This is a genomic window from Rodentibacter haemolyticus (genome assembly GCF_015356115.1).
GTDB classification, from domain to species: domain Bacteria; phylum Pseudomonadota; class Gammaproteobacteria; order Enterobacterales; family Pasteurellaceae; genus Rodentibacter; species Rodentibacter haemolyticus.
This window is the reverse complement of sequence record NZ_CP063056.1, coordinates 1,671,792-1,689,801: the sequence shown is the minus strand read 5'-3', so window position 1 is coordinate 1,689,801 and position 18,010 is coordinate 1,671,792. Positions and strand designations below refer to the sequence as shown.

18 protein-coding genes and 2 pseudogenes are annotated in these 18,010 nt (G+C 40.2%); 7 read left to right on the top strand and 13 right to left on the bottom strand.

All coding sequences use genetic code 11. The annotated features are described in order from the left end of the window. Nucleotides 1-17 precede the first annotated feature (17 nt). The 6 genes from rlmH to IHV77_RS08005 all read right to left on the bottom strand — a co-directional run bounded on the left by rlmH (nucleotide 18) and on the right by IHV77_RS08005 (nucleotide 5,009). On the bottom strand, nucleotides 18-485 hold the full coding sequence (gene rlmH, locus IHV77_RS08030; RefSeq protein ID WP_194811460.1) for a 23S rRNA (pseudouridine(1915)-N(3))-methyltransferase RlmH: 468 nt from the start codon (nucleotides 483-485) through the stop codon (nucleotides 18-20). A gap of 179 nt (nucleotides 486-664) precedes the next feature. Further along, the gene (gene rsfS, locus IHV77_RS08025; protein WP_194813259.1) at nucleotides 665-973 is read right to left on the bottom strand and encodes a ribosome silencing factor; all 309 of its coding nucleotides are present in this window, start codon (nucleotides 971-973) and stop codon (nucleotides 665-667) included. 197 nt (nucleotides 974-1,170) lie between these two features. Then, nucleotides 1,171-2,019 (bottom strand): N-acetylmuramic acid 6-phosphate etherase, encoded by an 849-nt coding sequence (gene murQ, locus IHV77_RS08020; RefSeq protein ID WP_408635294.1) that lies wholly within the window; start codon nucleotides 2,017-2,019, stop codon nucleotides 1,171-1,173. Nucleotides 2,020-2,173: 154 nt separating this feature from the next. Next, nucleotides 2,174-3,295: an anhydro-N-acetylmuramic acid kinase gene (locus IHV77_RS08015; RefSeq protein ID WP_194811458.1), complete on the bottom strand. Its 1,122-nt coding sequence runs from the start codon at nucleotides 3,293-3,295 to the stop codon at nucleotides 2,174-2,176. A gap of 2 nt (nucleotides 3,296-3,297) precedes the next feature. After that, on the bottom strand, nucleotides 3,298-4,137 hold the full coding sequence (gene ygfZ / locus IHV77_RS08010; protein ID WP_194811457.1) for a CAF17-like 4Fe-4S cluster assembly/insertion protein YgfZ: 840 nt from the start codon (nucleotides 4,135-4,137) through the stop codon (nucleotides 3,298-3,300). An 8-nt stretch (nucleotides 4,138-4,145) separates the two neighbouring features. Then, on the bottom strand, nucleotides 4,146-5,009 hold the full coding sequence (locus IHV77_RS08005) for a YicC/YloC family endoribonuclease (protein ID WP_194811456.1): 864 nt from the start codon (nucleotides 5,007-5,009) through the stop codon (nucleotides 4,146-4,148). 189 nt (nucleotides 5,010-5,198) lie between these two features. Between IHV77_RS08005 and IHV77_RS08000 the strand changes: the two genes are divergently transcribed. Next, complete coding sequence (locus IHV77_RS08000; protein WP_194811455.1) at nucleotides 5,199-6,401, top strand: aromatic amino acid transport family protein; 1,203 nt, start codon at nucleotides 5,199-5,201, stop codon at nucleotides 6,399-6,401. A gap of 104 nt (nucleotides 6,402-6,505) precedes the next feature. Here IHV77_RS08000 and rpoD read toward each other — a convergent pair whose 3' ends face one another. The 3 genes from rpoD to rpsU all read right to left on the bottom strand — a co-directional run bounded on the left by rpoD (nucleotide 6,506) and on the right by rpsU (nucleotide 10,581). Next, a complete protein-coding gene (gene rpoD / locus IHV77_RS07995; RefSeq protein ID WP_194811454.1) occupies nucleotides 6,506-8,392 on the bottom strand; it encodes an RNA polymerase sigma factor RpoD in 1,887 nt (628 codons plus the stop codon). A 71-nt stretch (nucleotides 8,393-8,463) separates the two neighbouring features. Beyond that, nucleotides 8,464-10,242: a DNA primase gene (gene dnaG / locus IHV77_RS07990; RefSeq protein WP_194811453.1), complete on the bottom strand. Its 1,779-nt coding sequence runs from the start codon at nucleotides 10,240-10,242 to the stop codon at nucleotides 8,464-8,466. 123 nt (nucleotides 10,243-10,365) lie between these two features. Further along, a complete protein-coding gene (rpsU, locus tag IHV77_RS07985) occupies nucleotides 10,366-10,581 on the bottom strand; it encodes a 30S ribosomal protein S21 (protein ID WP_005627632.1) in 216 nt (71 codons plus the stop codon). Nucleotides 10,582-10,804: 223 nt separating this feature from the next. Here rpsU and tsaD point away from each other — a divergent pair, with 223 nt between their 5' ends. The 4 genes from tsaD to IHV77_RS07965 are packed head-to-tail and all read left to right on the top strand — an operon-like array spanning nucleotide 10,805 to nucleotide 13,928. Further along, nucleotides 10,805-11,833, top strand: a complete 1,029-nt coding sequence (gene tsaD, locus IHV77_RS07980) for a tRNA (adenosine(37)-N6)-threonylcarbamoyltransferase complex transferase subunit TsaD (RefSeq protein ID WP_194811452.1) — start codon at nucleotides 10,805-10,807, stop codon at nucleotides 11,831-11,833. A gap of 14 nt (nucleotides 11,834-11,847) precedes the next feature. Next, nucleotides 11,848-12,081: a hypothetical protein gene (locus tag IHV77_RS07975; protein ID WP_194811451.1), complete on the top strand. Its 234-nt coding sequence runs from the start codon at nucleotides 11,848-11,850 to the stop codon at nucleotides 12,079-12,081. Further along, complete coding sequence (locus IHV77_RS07970; protein ID WP_194811450.1) at nucleotides 12,081-12,662, top strand: thymidine kinase; 582 nt, start codon at nucleotides 12,081-12,083, stop codon at nucleotides 12,660-12,662. The genes IHV77_RS07975 and IHV77_RS07970 overlap by 1 nt, the downstream gene beginning before the upstream one ends. A gap of 45 nt (nucleotides 12,663-12,707) precedes the next feature. Beyond that, the gene (locus tag IHV77_RS07965; protein ID WP_194811449.1) at nucleotides 12,708-13,928 is read left to right on the top strand and encodes an aromatic amino acid transporter; all 1,221 of its coding nucleotides are present in this window, start codon (nucleotides 12,708-12,710) and stop codon (nucleotides 13,926-13,928) included. A gap of 204 nt (nucleotides 13,929-14,132) precedes the next feature. Here the strand turns inward: IHV77_RS07965 and IHV77_RS07960 are convergent, their stop codons facing one another. The 4 genes and pseudogenes from IHV77_RS07960 to rpmE all read right to left on the bottom strand — a co-directional run bounded on the left by IHV77_RS07960 (nucleotide 14,133) and on the right by rpmE (nucleotide 16,429). After that, a complete protein-coding gene (locus IHV77_RS07960) occupies nucleotides 14,133-15,170 on the bottom strand; it encodes a glycosyltransferase family 9 protein (protein WP_194811448.1) in 1,038 nt (345 codons plus the stop codon). A 6-nt stretch (nucleotides 15,171-15,176) separates the two neighbouring features. Further along, nucleotides 15,177-15,841 (bottom strand): annotated as a pseudogene (locus IHV77_RS07955) (glycosyltransferase family 25 protein). A 63-nt stretch (nucleotides 15,842-15,904) separates the two neighbouring features. Next, a pseudogene (locus IHV77_RS11930) lies at nucleotides 15,905-15,988 on the bottom strand (LicD family protein); the annotation flags it as partial. A gap of 228 nt (nucleotides 15,989-16,216) precedes the next feature. Beyond that, nucleotides 16,217-16,429, bottom strand: coding sequence for a 50S ribosomal protein L31 (gene rpmE, locus IHV77_RS07945; protein ID WP_194811447.1), 213 nt, complete (start codon nucleotides 16,427-16,429; stop codon nucleotides 16,217-16,219). 186 nt (nucleotides 16,430-16,615) lie between these two features. On the opposite strand from rpmE, the gene mutY reads away from it, so the two are divergent. Continuing rightward, nucleotides 16,616-17,752: an A/G-specific adenine glycosylase gene (mutY, locus tag IHV77_RS07940; protein ID WP_194811446.1), complete on the top strand. Its 1,137-nt coding sequence runs from the start codon at nucleotides 16,616-16,618 to the stop codon at nucleotides 17,750-17,752. Next, nucleotides 17,730-18,002: an oxidative damage protection protein gene (locus IHV77_RS07935; protein WP_194811445.1), complete on the top strand. Its 273-nt coding sequence runs from the start codon at nucleotides 17,730-17,732 to the stop codon at nucleotides 18,000-18,002. Before mutY ends, IHV77_RS07935 begins: the two co-directional genes overlap by 23 nt. The last annotated feature ends 8 nt before the right edge of the window (nucleotides 18,003-18,010 follow it).

Genomic DNA, 18,010 nt, shown 5'->3' with positions numbered 1-18,010 from the left:
TAAAAATTGACCGCACTTTACTCTCGGTGGTAAGGGTGGTTGGTGATAAGCGACCAAGCCCGATATAAACTTTCCGCTACTACCACACGCACAAGCGGATGAGGTAAAGTTAAAGGAGAAAGTGACCAACTCTGCTCTGCCGCCGCTTTACATTCGGGAGAAAGCCCCTCCGGCCCGCCAATCAATAGGCAAACATCACGCCCATCGTTCTTCCAAGCTTCTAATTGTTCGGCAAGCTGCGGCGTTGTCCAAGGTTTACCCGGAATATCCAATGTCACCACTTTCGCTTTTCCGCAAGCCGCCAACATCGCTTTCCCCTCTTGCTCTAAAATACGCTTAATATCCGCATTTTTTCCACGCTTACCGGCAGGAATTTCAATCAAGTCAAAAGGCATATCTTTAGGAAAACGGCGTTGATATTCTTCAAATCCGCTCGTTACCCATGCCGGCATTTTCGTCCCTACCGCAATTAATGTGATTTTCACAAATATTCCTTAATGAATAAAAATTCTAGCCTTATGTCGCTGCTACAACTGTAGGGTGGGCAAATTATTGCCCACCGAAAATATAGATTGAAACGGTGGGCAATAATTTGCCCACCCTACACAGCTTTTGTGTAACCTAATGTATAATTCCGAAAAATTCCCTAAAAACCAACCGCACTTTACGCCCAAAGTTTTTCTAACTGGTACATTTCTCTCGCTTCACGCTGCATAATGTGAACAATGGTTTGACCTAAATCCACCACAATCCAATCCGCCGTATTTTTCCCTTCTTCACCAAAGGTTTCCACACCGGCTTTTTTACATTCTGCGATTAAATTATCCGCCATTGCAGAAACTTGACGACTAGACGTACCGGTACAAATCACCATATTTTCCGTGATCGAAGATTTCCCACGCACATCAAAATGCACAATATCCGTGCCTTTTAAGTCGTCTAACTTATCCATAACAAATTCAACTAAAGACATCATTTCCTCACTCATAAAAATGCCGAATTTTACCATTGAATGGTAGTAAGGACTAGAAAAAGGGAAATAAAAAGCCGAATAAATCCATAAAACAAGCGAAAAATAACAAAACAGAGTGCTCGTTAGGGGATACCATACTTCGTATCCCGATAAATACCAAATCAATAATGTAACGGTACCATCAGACGTGATAGCGACTAATTATTGAGTGCTTTTCTCAGCTGCCCTTTCTCTTTTTCTAACAGGGCTTTCGCCTCATTTTTTTCTAATCCGCTTAGAATCATCATAATCGCCAGTTTTGCATTTTGTTCTGCAAGGATTAAGGTTCGTTCAGCGGTTGCTTTATCACATTCGGTTGCCTGCATAACAATATGAATAGCGCGGGTCTTCAGCTTTTCGTTACTTGCCTGCACATCTGCCATTAAATTTTCATAGCATTTACCGAGCAAAATCATCGAAGCGGTCGTAAGCATATTCAATACCAACTTTTGTGCCGTGCCGGATTTTAAACGACTTGACCCCGTCAGCACTTCTGCGCCGACAACGGTATCAATGGCAATATCCGCCAGTTCTGCCATTGCCGACTGTGGATTACTTGCAATAGACACGGTTCCCGCTCTAAGTTGCTTGGCATATTTTAATGCTCCCAATACATAAGGTGTGCGACCGCTTGCTGCAATACCAACCAGTACATCTTTTTTACTAAAACGGATAGCCTGCAAATCTTCTACTGCGGCAGCCGGATTATCTTCCGCCCCTTCCACCGGATAACGAATCGCCCGTTCGCCACCAGCAATAATGCCTTTTACCATTTCCCCGTTAACACCGAAAGTAGGCGGACATTCTGACGCATCCAACACCCCCAATCGTCCACTGGTACCCGCACCGATATATATTAAACGCCCCCCTTGTCGGAATGCTTTTACAATGGCTTCCACCGCTTGTGCGATTTGCGGCAACACCCGTTCAATCGCGAGAGGAACCCGTTTATCTTCCCCGTTCATTAATGTCACGATGTCTAAAGCGGAAAGTTGATCGATATTCATTGAATTCGGATTACGTTGTTCTGTAATTAATGCGGAGAGTGTGTGGAGAAGTTGTTCGTTCACTGTATTTTCCTATGGAAGTAAATTTATGATGATATGTTGTTATAGCAAAGGCAAAGGACTGCCTTTCACATAAATGAGGGAACGAAGAAACTCAAGGCTTTGGAAAAATCGCCCCTAAACTCACCGCACTTTCGGCACCGGTTACTTCCGGTAAATTCCCCGATTGATTATATATTCGGCGGTAAGCCAACCATGCAAAAGCTGCCGCTTCCACATAATCCGAATCCATTCCAAAATCGTTGGTCATATAAATAGCCCATTGTGGCAAGTGATGTTTAAGACGTTGCATCATCAATGTGTTTTTCGCGCCACCACCGCAAACCAATAACCGCTTTGGTAACGCCGTATCAATATTTAGGCTATCCGAAATAGTACGAACGGTAAATTCGACCAAAGTGGCTTGTATATCTTGCAGTAAAAGTGCGGTCGTTTTTTCTTGTGTTTTTTCAATTTTAGCTGCCAGCCAAGGCAAATTGAACTGCTCTCGCCCCGTACTTTTCGGCGGTGGCTGTCGGAAGAAAGGTTCATCCAGCAAATTATTTAACAAGGCTTCATTAATTTTCCCTGTTGCCCCCCATTCGCCGTTTTTATCATAAGATACGCCTTGGTGTCTTTCGATCCACTGATCAAGTAAGGTATTTCCCGGCCCAATATCAAAACCGATTATCGGCTGATCAGGCAGCAACAAAGAGACATTGCTAATGCCGCCAATATTCAAAACCGCGGTCGCATAATGAGGATCAAAAAAAATAGCTTGATGAAATGCCGGTACCAAGGGTGCGCCCTGCCCGCCAAATGCCATATCTTTACGGCGAAAATCCCCCACGGTGGTAATGCCTGTGCGCGTGGCAACTAAATTCATATCACCGATTTGCATAGTGAAAGGAAATTCTCCCTGCGGTGAATGCCACACCGTTTGCCCATGACAGCCAATGGCTTCTACGGCTTCCGCTGAAATTTGCTGAGATTGTAAAAAATTATTTACACAATCAGCATAAAGTAAGCCGAGTTGATGATCCAGTTCACCGAATTGCTGTAAATCGGTTTTACCGGATTGCACCAGTTCAGTGATTTTTGTCCGTAAATTTTCGGGCATAGGTGTGAAGTCAGCAGCAATCAATTTAGGTTGAGCAGATGCAAAATCCACCAATGCCACATCCACACCATCAAGGCTCGTACCGGACATAATGCCGAGATAGTATTTCGCTTTCATCTTTAATTTAATACGTAAGGCAAAGGCTGAATTTCAAGATTGCTACCGTCTTGTGGTAAACGAAATGCTTGGTTGGTATCCACATCATTATTCATCACCACCAGCAACCATAAAACACCCTCAATATTGACCGCACTTGTAATCGTGCCGGTTTTGCGCCAGCCGGTTTCAAGTTGCATTTCGATCTCGGTCGCAATTTCAGGTAGGCTTTGGCTATTGCCCTTTAAAGCAAACATTGCGCGCTTATTCGCCCCTCGGTATTTTGCGCGAGCCACCGTTTCTTGCCCGATGTAGCAACCTTTTGTAAAAGAAACCGCCTGCTCAATCGCCTGTAAATTTAACGCTTGCGGAATAAACTCATTTTGAATTTTGGCGTTCAAACTTGGAATACCGGCTTGAATATCTGCCAATTCCCATTGTTTTTCATCGCTGTTAAAAGCTATCGGCAAAGGGATTTCATTTAACAAAATTGCCCGTTGTTCATCAATTTCTAAAGTAAAGTGCGGTTGTATTTTTCCACATTTTTCACCGATTACGCCTACAATTTGCCAATCCCGTAAATCAAAACTGACTTTAGAAAATACCGCATATTTTTTTAAGTTATCCAATGCACTCGGTAATAAATCCTTTTTCACTAGGAAGAAAAATCGTTCACCATTAACTTTCAATAAGCGGAAAATCGCACTCATTTTACCTTTTGGATCACAATGGGCAGTGAGTGTTGTTGCCCCCTCTGCCAGCATAACCACGTCAGTGGTGAGCTGCCCTTGCAAATATTTCTCTGCATCAACGCCATAAACTTCAATAAGTCGGTAATCGTTAAGTTGGATAAATTGCGCCATTTCCCCCCCTATTCCAAATTTTGAATTTGCTCACGCATTTGTTCGATAAGCACTTTCAATTCCACTGCCGAAGCCGTAATATCCGCATTAATTGATTTAGAAGCAAGGGTGTTGGATTCTCGATTAAGCTCTTGCATCATAAAATCTAATTTACGCCCTACGGCACCGCCTTTTTTCAAAATATTCTCGGTCTCTTTTACATGCATTTGAAGGCGATCAAGTTCTTCCGCCACATCCACCCGTTGCGCCAGTAAAATCATTTCTTGTTCAACACGTTGCGGATCAAGGCTAATTTGCGCTTCTTCAAAACGTTGTAGTAAACGCTCACGCTGCCATTGTAAAACTATCGGCATTTGTGACCGCACTTTTTCCGCTTCAACGGAAATGTTTTCCAAGCGTTGTTGAATAATCAATTGTAATTTTTCACCTTCACGTCCCCGCATTGCTATGAAATCTTTTAAAAGCGAGTCAAAGGCTATCAATAAATCCTGGCTAATCGCATCCAAATCCTGCTCTTGCGCTTCTACCACGCCGGGATAGCGTAACACATCCGTTAAATTAATTTTGCCCTCGCCGGCTTGCGCTTTAATCCACTGCAAAGATTGAATCACTTGGTTCGCCAGATCTTTATTTAGATTCAATTCTGCATTGGTTTGTTTTTTTGTTTCAATACGTAGAGAACATTCAATTTTGCCACGGGTGAGGTTTTGACGAAGTTTCTCCCGTAAGGTATTTTCCAAGCCGCGAAACGGTTCCGGCAAACGGAAAAAGTTTTCTAAATAACGTTGATTAACGGAACGAATCTCCCACACCGCATCGCCCCAATCCTTTTTTATTTCAAGGCGTGCGAATGCCGTCATACTGTAAATCATAAGATCTCCTATTCTTTATTTGTCTTAGTCGATTTGTCGGCTATTGTAGCGAGAAAGTGCGGTCAATAATAGAGGCGGTTACTTATTCATTTTGTGGTTGAAGAATATTTGTTACAAAGCGTTTACATTGTGTAAATTTTAAAATACAATCTGCGTAAATTTAACATTACAAACTAAGGAATAATGATTATGAACAAAACCGTTGGTAGTACATTGCTCGTTTCCGGCACGATGATTGGTGCCGGAATGTTAGCAATGCCTCTCACATCAGCCGGTATCGGTTTCGGCTTTACTTTAGCCTTATTATTCGGACTTTGGGCATTGCTCACTTTCACCGCGCTTTTATTTGTGGAATTGTATCAAACGGCTGACAGTGATGCCGGGATCGGCACACTTGCCGAACAATATTTTGGAAAATTCGGGCGCATTGTCGCTACCGCCGTCTTAATTATTTTCTTATACGCCTTAATTGCCGCTTATGTGAGTGGCGGCGGTTCTTTATTAAACAGTTTATTACCGGAAGGAGTTGATAGTAAAATCAGCATTCTTTTATTCACTGCCATTTTCGGCATATTTATTGTGATTGGTACGCACAGTGTGGATAAAATCAATCGTGTTTTGTTCTTCGTTATGCTGGCGACCTTCGCCGTTGTGTTAGGCTTAATGCTGCCGGAAATCAAAATGACCAATCTATTGGCAATGCCGATTGATAACGCTTTAATAATTTCTGCCAGTCCGGTGTTTTTCACTGCATTTGGCTTTCACGGGTCGATTCCAAGTTTAAATAAATATTTGGGCGGTAATGTAAAAGCGTTGCGTATTTCTATTTTAGTCGGCTCGGCTATTACACTCGGCGCATACATTTTATGGCAGCTTTCTACACACGGTTTACTAACTCAAAATGAGTTCCTACAAATTTTAAAAGAAGATGCGACCTTAAACGGTTTGGTGAAAGCAACCCTTGCCATTACCGGTAGCTCGGTTATCGCAAGTGCGGTCAAATTATTCTCTACTTTGGCGTTGGTTACTTCTTTCTTAGGCGTAGGGTTGGGGTTATTAGAATGTATTGAGGATTTGTTAAAACGTTCATTTAACATTTCAGCAGGTCGTATTTCTCTTGGTTTGCTAACCTTTGTTCCACCACTTGCATTTGCCTTATTCTATCCGGAAGGTTTCATTCTTGCGTTGGGCTATGCCGGTCAAATGTTTGCTTTTTACGCAGTGGTGTTACCGGTAAGTCTCGTGTGGAAAGCACGCCGAGTTCACTCAAATCTTCCTTACCGAGTATGGGGAGGCAATATCACGTTGTTTATCGTGTTAGTACTCGGCGTAGTGATTACCTCCATTCCATTTGCTATTCGGGCAGGTTATCTCCCTTTCGTAGTCGGTTAACAAAAACACATTAAAATCTGACCGCACTTTAACGTGCGGTTATCTTTGTTTCAGACAAAATAAAAGGATAACCCTCGGTTATCCTTTTTGTTTTTACAATTTAATTAATCATCCAAGAAACTGCGCAATGTTTCCGAGCGACTTGGATGACGAAGTTTGCGTAAGGCTTTTGCTTCAATCTGACGAATACGTTCACGCGTTACATCAAATTGTTTTCCCACTTCCTCAAGGGTGTGATCCGTATTCATATCAATACCGAAACGCATACGTAACACTTTTGCCTCACGTGGGGTTAATCCTTCCAACACTTCGTGAGTTGCCGCTTTCAGACTTTGTGCCGTGGCTGAGTCTAACGGCAATTCAAGTGTGCTATCTTCAATAAAATCCCCTAAATGCGAATCATCGTCATCGCCGACAGGGGTTTCCATTGAAATAGGTTCTTTCGCAATTTTTAGCACCTTACGGATTTTATCCTCCGGCATTCCCATACGTTCCGCCAGTTCTTCCGGAGTGGCTTCACGCCCCATTTCTTGCAACATTTGACGAGAAATTCGATTTAATTTGTTAATCGTTTCAATCATATGAACCGGAATACGAATAGTGCGGGCTTGATCGGCAATGGAACGTGTAATTGCCTGACGAATCCACCAAGTTGCATAAGTAGAGAATTTATAGCCGCGGCGATATTCAAATTTATCCACCGCTTTCATTAAGCCGATATTACCTTCTTGGATTAAATCTAAGAATTGTAAACCTCGGTTTGTGTATTTTTTGGCAATAGAAATCACCAAACGTAAATTCGCTTCCACCATTTCTTTTTTCGCACGGCGGGCTTTTTGTTCGCCTCGTGCCACCGCATCACAAATAGCCCGCATTTGTTGAACGGTTAACTTTGAATGTTGTTCAAAGACAACTAAATTCGCAATGGCCTGACGAATCCGCTCCTCATATTTCGGTAAACGCTTAGCCCAAGGTTTGCTGGATTTAAGCGCTTTGTCTAACCAAGCATCGTTACTACCGTATTTATTAATCAGAACTTCAAATTCGTCCTTCGGCATACCGGCAATATCAATCAATACTTTTTGTAGCTGACGCTCTTCACCACGAACACGCTTCATCATATTTTTCATTGATAACACAAGCACATCAAATTGCTTTGGAACAAGGCGGAACTGTTTAAAAACCTCACCTAATAAGACGATCTGCGCTTGCGCTTTTTTATGATCACGACCATGTTTTTCAATCGCTTCAAGGGTCTTGATATGTTGATCTTTCAACTGAGTGAATTTCTCACGGGCGACTTCAGGATCGATACTATTATCAGAATCTCCACTGTCGTCAGAACCCGATTCACTATCCTCTTCTTCATTTTCGTTATCATCTACATCCGCCGCAGAATCAAGCTCTTCGTCATCTTCATCAAAATCATCGGATAATTCCGCCTCTTCCTCTGAAACGACATTCGGATCAACAAAACCTGTGATCAGATCGGCTAAACGAACGTTACCTTCCTCAACTTGTTCATATTGCGCGATTAAATCGCTTAAGGCTTCCGGATAAGCGGCAATGGAGGTTTGAACTTCATCAATCCCTTCTTCAATACGTTTAGCGATACTGATTTCATCTTCACGAGTAAGCAAATCAACGGTACCCATTTCACGCATATACATCCGCACCGGATCCGTTGTACGACCGATTTCAGATTCAACATTAGAAAGAATTTGAGTCGCTTCTTCTACTGCATCTTCATCCGGAATCGTCTCGTTTAACATCATATCATCGCTTTCCGGAGCTTCATCTAACACCGGAATACCCGCATCATTTTGCAACGTTTGCAGGAGCTTATCGTAGTATTCCGGATCGATGACATCTTCCGGAAGTAAGTCATTGATTTCAGCATAAGTTAAATAACCCTGCGTACGTCCCAATTCCATCAGTTGTTCAATTTGCTCTGAATATTGTTCAGCGGTAGATTGTTGATTTTGTTCCATTTTTATACCCGTGTCGCGTTAATTTGTGAAGATAAATTTTTCGCTTTGAGCGAAAGATTTTATCATTGTTGCTATGGATTAACTAACTGTTTTTTCTGTTCTTCTTTGCTGGTAATCAGCATAACAAGCACTTGTCTTTCCTGCTCTGTTAATCCTGCTGATCGTTCTTTAGCAATGAGCATTTCAATATCGCGCTCAATGGCTTGAATATTCAATCGGCGATAATTTTGTGAAAAAGCATTGATAATTTCGGTATCGTCCAGTAAATGCTCCCAAGTTGCAAGAATTTCAAGGGGGCGACTATATTCCGTATCACGAAAATATTCTAAAATTTGTCCGGTGGTGATGCCCTCGCGTTCACGACAAAGTGCGGTCAATTTTTCCAATAAATCGTAGCCAGCCTCTGCCCGCAACGCCATAAGCCCGGCTTCTGTAATACGATTCACCAAGTGCGTGTTTTGCAAAAGTAGCGAAATAACCACCCGCATCGGTGTTTGTTTCATTTTAGGCTGAGCATCGGCACCTGTAGATAGCTTGTTCCCAGATTGTTTTGGAATAAGGCTTTCTAACTGTGATTCATCAAAGATCCCCAGTTTTTGCGCTAAAGTATTACGCAATGACAAACGCAAAGCGTTACCCGGAATTTGTTGAATTAAGGGGGCGGCAAGAGCAACCAATTTGCCTCGCCCCTCTTTTGTGGAAAAATCCACTTGAGGACTTAAATGCGCAAAGAGAAATTCAGACAGTGATTGCGCACTTTCAATATATTCTTCAAATTTTTCTTTGCCGTATCGGCGAATATAAGTATCGGGATCTTCCCCATCGGGTAAGAAAATAAATTTAATTTGCCGACCGTCTTCCAAATAAGGTAAAGCATTTTCCAAAGCACGCCATGCAGCATCTCTCCCTGCACGATCACCATCATAACAGCAAATCACTTGTTCGGTAGAACGGAAAAGAAGCTGAATTTGCTCCGAAGTCGTTGAAGTACCAAGAGAGGCGACGGCATAATCCACACCGAATTGTGCCAATGCCACCACGTCCATATAACCTTCAACCACAAGCAATCTAGCCGGTTCATCGTTTGCTTGTAAGGCTTCATATAAGCCGTAAAGTTCGCTCCCCTTGTGATAAGTAACGGTTTCCGGTGAATTTAAATATTTCGGTTTTTCATCACCCAATACACGTCCGCCGAATGCAACCGTGCGTCCACGTTTATCCCGAATAGGAAACATAATCCGATGACGGAATTTATCGTAAATATTTCCACGTTCGTTGCGCGAAAGCATACCGAGGTCAAACAACTTTTGTTGTTCTTCACGGTTTACGCCAAACTTGCGTAATATCGTATCCATCGCATTTGGTACGAAACCGATTTGGAAACGGGCAATAATTTCCGCTGAAAGTCCCCGCTGTCGTACATAGCTTTGTGCCGGTACATTCAAAGGCAACTGAGTTTGATAAAACGAAGCGATTGATTGCATTAGTTCATACAAATTACGCTTTGTTTGATAGCTGGCTTGCGGTTTTCCACTATTATTCGCCCTTTTTTCATAAGGCACTTCCAACCCTGCCATTGCTGCAAGCTCTTCAATCGCCTCAACAAATTCAAGTTTGTCATAATCCATTAAAAAAGAAATGGCATTACCGTGTGCACCACAACCGAAGCAATGGTAAAACTGTTTTTTTTCACTCACCGTGAAAGAAGGTGTTTTTTCGTGGTGAAAAGGGCAACAGGCTTGATAATCCCGCCCTGCTTTTTTGAGCTTCACACGCGAATTGATCACATCAATAATATTGGATTTTGTCAGCAAATCATCAATAAACGGGCGTGGAATTAAGCCTTTCATTGCCTTTGCCTCCTAGATATGACGGTGAAAGTGCGGTTATTTTGATGTGAATTTTAAAGCAACAAAACCGTGATACCAAAGGAACCACGGTTTGTATAAACTCGAGTTAGAAAATACTACAAATTAGTATAAACGGGTATTACGCGCATTTTCGCGAGCGTTGCGTTTAGCGTGACGTTTCGCAAGCGTTGCATTTTCACGTTTACGGATTGTAGTTGGTTTTTCGTAGAATTCACGAGCGCGAACTTCTGCCAAAATACCGGCTTTTTCGCAAGAGCGTTTGAAACGACGTAAAGCTACGTCAAATGATTCGTTTTCACGTACTTTAATTACAGGCATAAGCCAATCACCTCAATGAGTTTAATTTAATTGCAATTTAAAAATTTTATCTATGCCAATAAAGATGGCAAATTCAACAAAGGTCGCAATTCTAATCTACTTTTAGGGCAAAAGTAAAGGAGAGAATGCGTAATTAGCCTTAATATTTACGGTTTCAACTGGTTAAAACCGAGTAAACAAGGTAAAATCGCGCCTTATTTTAGAAACAAAATTGAGAAAATCAATGAAAATCTTAGGAATTGAAACCTCGTGTGATGAAACGGGTGTGGCAATTTATGATGAAAAAAAAGGCTTGGTTGCCAACCAGCTTTATACTCAAATAGCATTGCACGCAGATTACGGTGGCGTTGTACCGGAGCTTGCTTCACGCGATCATATTCGCAAAACAGCACCGTTAATTCAGGCGGCACTGAAAGAAGCGAACCTTACCGCCAAAGATATTGACGGAGTGGCTTACACCAGTGGTCCCGGGCTTGTCGGTGCATTATTGGTCGGTTCAACCATTGCACGCGCGCTTGCTTATGCGTGGAATGTGCCGGCGATCGGTATTCACCATATGGAGGGGCATTTACTTGCCCCAATGCTTGCAGAAAATCGACCGCACTTTCCTTTTATTGCACTACTGGTATCCGGCGGACATACTCAATTGGTACGTGTAGATGCCGTGGGAAAATATGAAGTCATTGGTGAATCGATTGACGATGCCGCCGGTGAAGCCTTCGATAAAACGGCAAAGCTGCTTGGATTAGATTACCCCGGAGGGGCCGCCCTCTCCCGTCTTGCCGAAAAAGGTTCACCGAACCGTTTTACTTTTCCACGACCAATGACGGATAGACCGGGGCTTGATTTCAGTTTTTCGGGTTTAAAAACCTTTGCAGCCAACACCGTGAATCAAGCCATCAAAACAGAAGGCAAATTAACCGAACAAACCAAAGCCGATATTGCTTATGCTTTCCAAGATGCGGTAATCGACACCCTTGCAATCAAATGTAAACGCGCTTTAAAAGAAAGCGGTTATAAACGTCTAGTCATTGCCGGTGGAGTGAGTGCCAATAAAAAATTACGTGAAACCTTAGCTCAAATGATGAAAAATTTGGGTGGCGAAGTTTTTTATCCACCGCCACAATTTTGCACCGATAATGGCGCAATGATTGCTTACACAGGTTTTTTACGTTTAAAACAAGGTCAACATTCCGAATTAGCAATTGAAGTAAAACCACGTTGGCCAATGACAGAGCTCCCTACAATTTAAGTTAAGGAATAAAAATGAAAGATGCCAAATTTCAAGCAATGCGTGCCGCCGGTATCGCCTGCTTTATCGTATTAATCGTGATTGGTGTTTGGATTTTCAGCACCCCAAGCGATGAAATTGTCAATCTACTGACTTTAGCCGGACAACAGATCGGAGGCGGCACGACTTACGGGGCATTTTTGCTTTCCGCATTGCCTCCGATCACAGGATTTATCGCTTATCACGTTTGGAAATGGATCAATAAATAATGGCAAAGTTGTATTTTTATCATTCCACAATGAATGCGGGTAAATCCACAACCTTGCTGCAATCCTCTTATAACTATCGCGAACGCAATATGAACACGATGGTTTATACCGCTGCGATTGACGATCGTTTTGGTGTTGGAAAAGTTACCTCTCGTATTGGTATTTCTCAAGAAGCCAATTTATTCAACGCCGATACCAATTTATTTGATGAAATCAACCAACACTTACAACAAGAAAAGATCCATTGCATACTGGTGGACGAAGCTCAATTCCTAACCAAACGGCAAGTATATCAGCTGACTGATGTGGTTGATAAATTGAATATCCCCGTACTGTGCTACGGTTTACGTACCGATTTCCAAGCCGAACTCTTTGAAGGCAGTAAATATCTACTCGCCTGGGCGGATCAATTGGAAGAACTAAAAACCATTTGCTATTGTGGACGTAAAGCGAATTTTGTACTTCGCCTTAATGAAAAAGGTGAAGTTATTAAAGAAGGAGAACAAATCCAAATTGGCGGAAATGACTCCTATCTCTCCGTTTGCCGCTATCATTACAAAGAAAAGTGCGGTCTAATTTAACGCTATTTTTAATTCAAACACAACACACAACATAAGGACAATTTTATGCTAAAAAACAAAACCTTTGGGAGTGCCTTGATTATTGCCGGTACAACAATCGGTGCGGGTATGCTTGCAATGCCTTTAACTTCCGCAGGAATGGGATTCGGCTATACCGTACTATTACTTGTTGGACTTTGGATGCTGCTTGTTTATAGCGGTTTACTTTTTGTTGAAGTGTACCAAACGGCTGATCAACTTGATGACGGTGTTGCTACATTGGCGGAAAAATACTTCGGTGTGCCGGGACGGGTGCTTTCCACATTAAGCCTATTAATCTTACTTTATGCACTTTCCGCCGCCTATATTACAGGAGGAGGATCATTACTTTCAGGCTTACCGACCGCTTTCGGAATGGAAGCGATTTCTCTTAAAACAGCTATTATTGTCTTTACTGTCGTACTCGGTTCCTTTGTCGTTATCGGCACAAAAGGTGTGGACGGCATTACCCGCCTTTTATTTATCGGCAAATTAATCGCCTTTGCTTTCGTACTATTTATGATGCTGCCAAAAGTGGCAACGGACAACTTAATGGCATTGCCGCTGAATTATGCTTTTGTCATATCCGCCGCCCCTATTTTCTTCACTTCCTTTGGGTTCCACGTCATTATGGCAAGTGTGAATAGCTACTTAGGGGGAAGTGTTGAAAAATTCCGCCGTGCAATCTTAATCGGCACAGCAATTCCACTTGCCGCCTATTTAGTATGGCAACTGGCGACCCACGGCGTGTTAAGTCAAAGTGAATTTATTCGTATTTTACAAGCGGATCCGACATTAAACGGCTTAGTAAATGCCGTACGTGAAATCACAGGTTCTAACCTATTAGGTGAAATCGTACGCATTTTTTCTTCACTTGCCTTAATCACCTCATTTCTCGGCGTTATGTTAGGTGTATTTGAAGGATTAGGTGATTTATTTAAACGTTATCACCTACCGAATAATCGTCTTTCACTTACCGTTGCAGCATTTCTTCCGCCTTTAGTCTTTGCACTATTCTATCCGGAAGGTTTTATCACCGCATTAAGTTATGCCGGTTTGCTCTGCGCTTTCTATTGCTTAATCTTACCAATCGGTCTGGCATGGCGTACCCGTCAAACAAATCCTAATCTTCCTTACCGCGTTATCGGCGGAAATGCCACATTAGTCATAGCATTAATCGTCGGCATAGCGATTATGATCATCCCCTTCTTAATTCAAACAGGCTATTTACCGGCTGTTGCAGGCTAAAGTGCGGTTGATTTCAGAAGGTTTTTAGTATTAAAAAGGGAAACGCCTAATTGGGTTTCCCTTTATATTTGGCATAGTAGCCAAAATGGCTTGGAGGATTATAGTACAAGGTATTATGAATAAAAAATTGTCCGGGTTGCTATTTTGAGAATACCAAGAAGTATGGATTAAAAAATAGAGGATTGAAGTAAATTAGCCCTAAATTTATTTCAGGTTTAACCACGATTTTTCAATTTTATTGGGAACAATTTCATTAATATTTAGCTCATAACGTAATAAATATAATAAATTTTTGCTATTAGGATGCCAATGGGAAAAATTGACCTCATCATTGCTATATAATGCAATCATTGGTTTATTTAAACCTGAAGCAATATGAACGATTGAAGTATCAGGAGAAATAACTAAATTAGATAAACGAATAAGCTCAATATTATCAAAAATATTTTCTGTATTTTCTAATAAAAAAACATTATCAAGTGCTTTTATTGTTACATTTAGTTTTTCTGTAACTGCAGGATAAGAGAGTAATATTATTGGTAAATGGCTATTATGGCAAATATATTCTATCCAATTTAAAATATTTTCATCACTAAATTTTCTATTTTTTCCCGCACCGAAGAAATTTAATGCAATATAATCTTTAATATTATTACTTTGTAAAAAACGCTTAATTTTATTTTCAGCTTTTTTATTACAAGGGATATCATAAGAGTTATCCTGACAAGGTATATTAATTTTTTCTAATACTAAACGGTAAATAGTAGAAAAATGTATATATTCTTCATCAATATTATAATTAAATAATTTATATTGTTGTTTTTGATAGCCCACATAAATCTTTGCCTTAACTAAACGTAATAATAGGAGATCCCGATTTCTAATAGAAAGTGTAGGATCAATTACAACGTCATAGTTTTCTTGACGTAATTTTAATCCTTGTCGAATACAATCAACAATAGAACGTTTTTTGACAAGGTAGAGTTCATCTATGTAAGGGTTTTGCTCAAATAAATAAGAATTTTGCCTTGTACAAATAATACCAATCTGAATATTACTATTATACTTTTTTATTTCTCGGAAAATAAATGAACTCACAATATAATCCCCAATTTTTCCATCTTGTCTTAAAAAAAGTATTTTTTGGGGTTCAAGTGTGGTCAAATTTTGAGATATTTTTCTATCTAGGAAAAATTTTCCTAATTTAATTCTAATTTCTCTAAGTTTAGATTTAAAATTCATTGCAAATTAATCGTTATATCGGTTTTCAATTTTATCTATTTCTGATTCAACGCCACCAAACACACAGGTAGGCTCAATACCGTAAGCATTGATTCCTGTCATTTGTAATAACCCAGTTAAGAAGTCTGATGGCATTCTTATTGGATAAGCATATTTTAATAAATTTTTTAGCTCCATTATAAGTAATTAGATAAGCTGTTGTACGAATAATACTACGTTTAGAGTTTTTTGAGGGCGATCTATATTTTGCGAGACGATAGCGTTCAGGCAAATTTCTCATAAATGGATAAATTTTTGCTTTGCCGTGATCTAAAAATAAAATCTCTTTTTTCGTAGATATTTTTCCTTATGCAGCTAAAACAATCTCTTTAAAATACAGTGAAACTACCGCATCATCTTCAAAAATAATAACCTCTTGGAGCTGATTCTCTACAATATATTCATACAGTTTTATATGGCTCATTGCACAACCAATTTCTCCTAATGTTAATTGTTTTTTAGCATTAAATTTATTGGGATAAAAATCATAATCTATTTTTTCTAATTCTGATACAGGCAAATCCTTACCATAAACAGCATCAAAAAATTGAAAATCAAGTCCTAACCCTTTAACGTTTTGAGATAATTTCTCTACGAGATGAATTTTTAAGACTGATAACTATATGTCGAATTAAATCTTCACTAATATCTTCTTCGTATATACCTAGATCAATATCACAATCATGAGCAATAAAAGTACCGTCCCAATAGGCTCCAAGTAATGTCCCAAATTCAATCCAAACTTTAATATCCTCAGAATATGAACTTATAGCTTCCATAAACTGGTGTAATGCTATAGGTGCTAATTTATGAAATTCTTGTAGCTTTTCCTTGTATTCTTTCTCTCTAAATTTACTTCTTAATTCATGTCTTTTCTTCTTATTAAAGGATGAAATAAGCTAATAAAAAAATGAATGATCATACAAATTAAATTTCATCTAACTTTTACCTTGAAAACATAAAAAAAAAAGACTATCCAAAAGTTAATTGAATAGTCTCTCTTAAAATTATTTTGTACCCGGAATTTTGAAACGGCTGTTGAAGCGTTCAACACGACCGCCGGTATCTACAACACGTTGTTTACCGGTGTAGAACGGGTGGCAGTTACTGCACACATCAAGATTGATGTCTTTGCCTAAAGTTGAACGGGTTTTAATCACATTACCGCAAGAACAAGTTGCGGTGATTTCTTTATATTCGGGATGAATACCTTGTTTCATAGAAAACCTCAAAATGAAGCCACGCCGCTATAAGGACTTTCTCCTTACACCGCGTGAGTGAATAATACGCCATATTTGGCACCAAATAGGTCGCAGATTATACTGAAAAAACAAAGATAAACAAGCCCCATTTTCGTGTAAAATTACCGCTGTTTTTAACCGCACTTTTATTTATTCAGGAAAGTTATGTTAGCAAAATCCTCACCTCACGCACCTCTTGCCCACGCCGTACTGGAATGGTATGACAAATTCGGACGTAAACACCTACCTTGGCAACAAAATAAAACCCTTTATGGCGTGTGGCTTTCTGAAGTTATGTTACAACAAACTCAAGTCGCTACGGTGATACCTTATTTTGAGCGATTTATCAAAACATTCCCGGACATCACCACACTTGCCAATGCATCACAAGATGAAGTTTTACATTTGTGGACAGGTTTAGGCTACTATGCACGTGCGCGAAATTTGCACAAAGCGGCACAAAAAGTGAGAGATGAATTTAATGGAAATTTCCCAACAAGTTTTGAAGATGTTTGGGCATTACCGGGGGTTGGTCGTTCTACCGCCGGTGCTATTTTGTCTTCCGTATTAAATCAGCCGTATCCTATTTTAGACGGTAATGTAAAACGTGTATTAACGCGTTACTTTACGGTGGAAGGCTGGACGGGGGAGAAAAAAGTAGAAAATCATTTGTGGGCTTTAACGGAACAGGTTACCCCTACAGAACGTGTGGCGGATTTCAATCAAGCAATGATGGATATTGGTGCGATGGTTTGCACCCGCACCAAGCCCAAGTGCGAATTTTGTCCATTACAAATAAATTGTTTGGCATATAAAAATGGGAATTGGGCATTGTTTCCTACCAAAAAACCGAAAAAAACAATGCCGGAAAAAGAAACCTATTTTCTGATATTATCTCAACAAGGCAAAGTTTGGTTAGAACAACGTGAAAGTTCCGGTTTGTGGGGAGGATTATTTTGCTTCCCTCAGTTCAATTCAAAGGATGATTTACTGTCTTATTTAGCAGCAGAAAATATATCTCACTATCAGGAGTGGGCGAGTTTTCGTCATACATTCAGCCATTTCCACTTAGATATTCATCCTATTTATGCAGAGATTGATGGCTTATCAAAACAAGAACAAGCCAATTTAGATTGGCGTAAAGTGACGGAAAAAGCAAAAGAATACAAACCTAATCTATCAAGTGCGGTCAAATATTGGTATGATCCGGCAAATCCTGAGCAGATCGGGTTAGCTCAACCCGTGAAAAATTTATTAATACAATTTGTAAGGAATAATTATGGCAAGAATGATATTTTGTGAATTTCTAAAAAAAGAAGCGGAAGGCTTAGATTTTCAACTTTATCCGGGGGAATTGGGGAAACGAATTTTCGATTCAATCAGCAAACAAGCTTGGGGTGAATGGATAAAAAAACAAACGATGCTTGTGAATGAGAAAAAACTCAATATGATGAACGCAGAACATCGCAAATTACTTGAGCAAGAAATGGTGAATTTTTTGTTTGAAGGCAAAGATGTGCATATTGAAGGTTACGTTCCTCCGTCAAATTAATCGGCAGT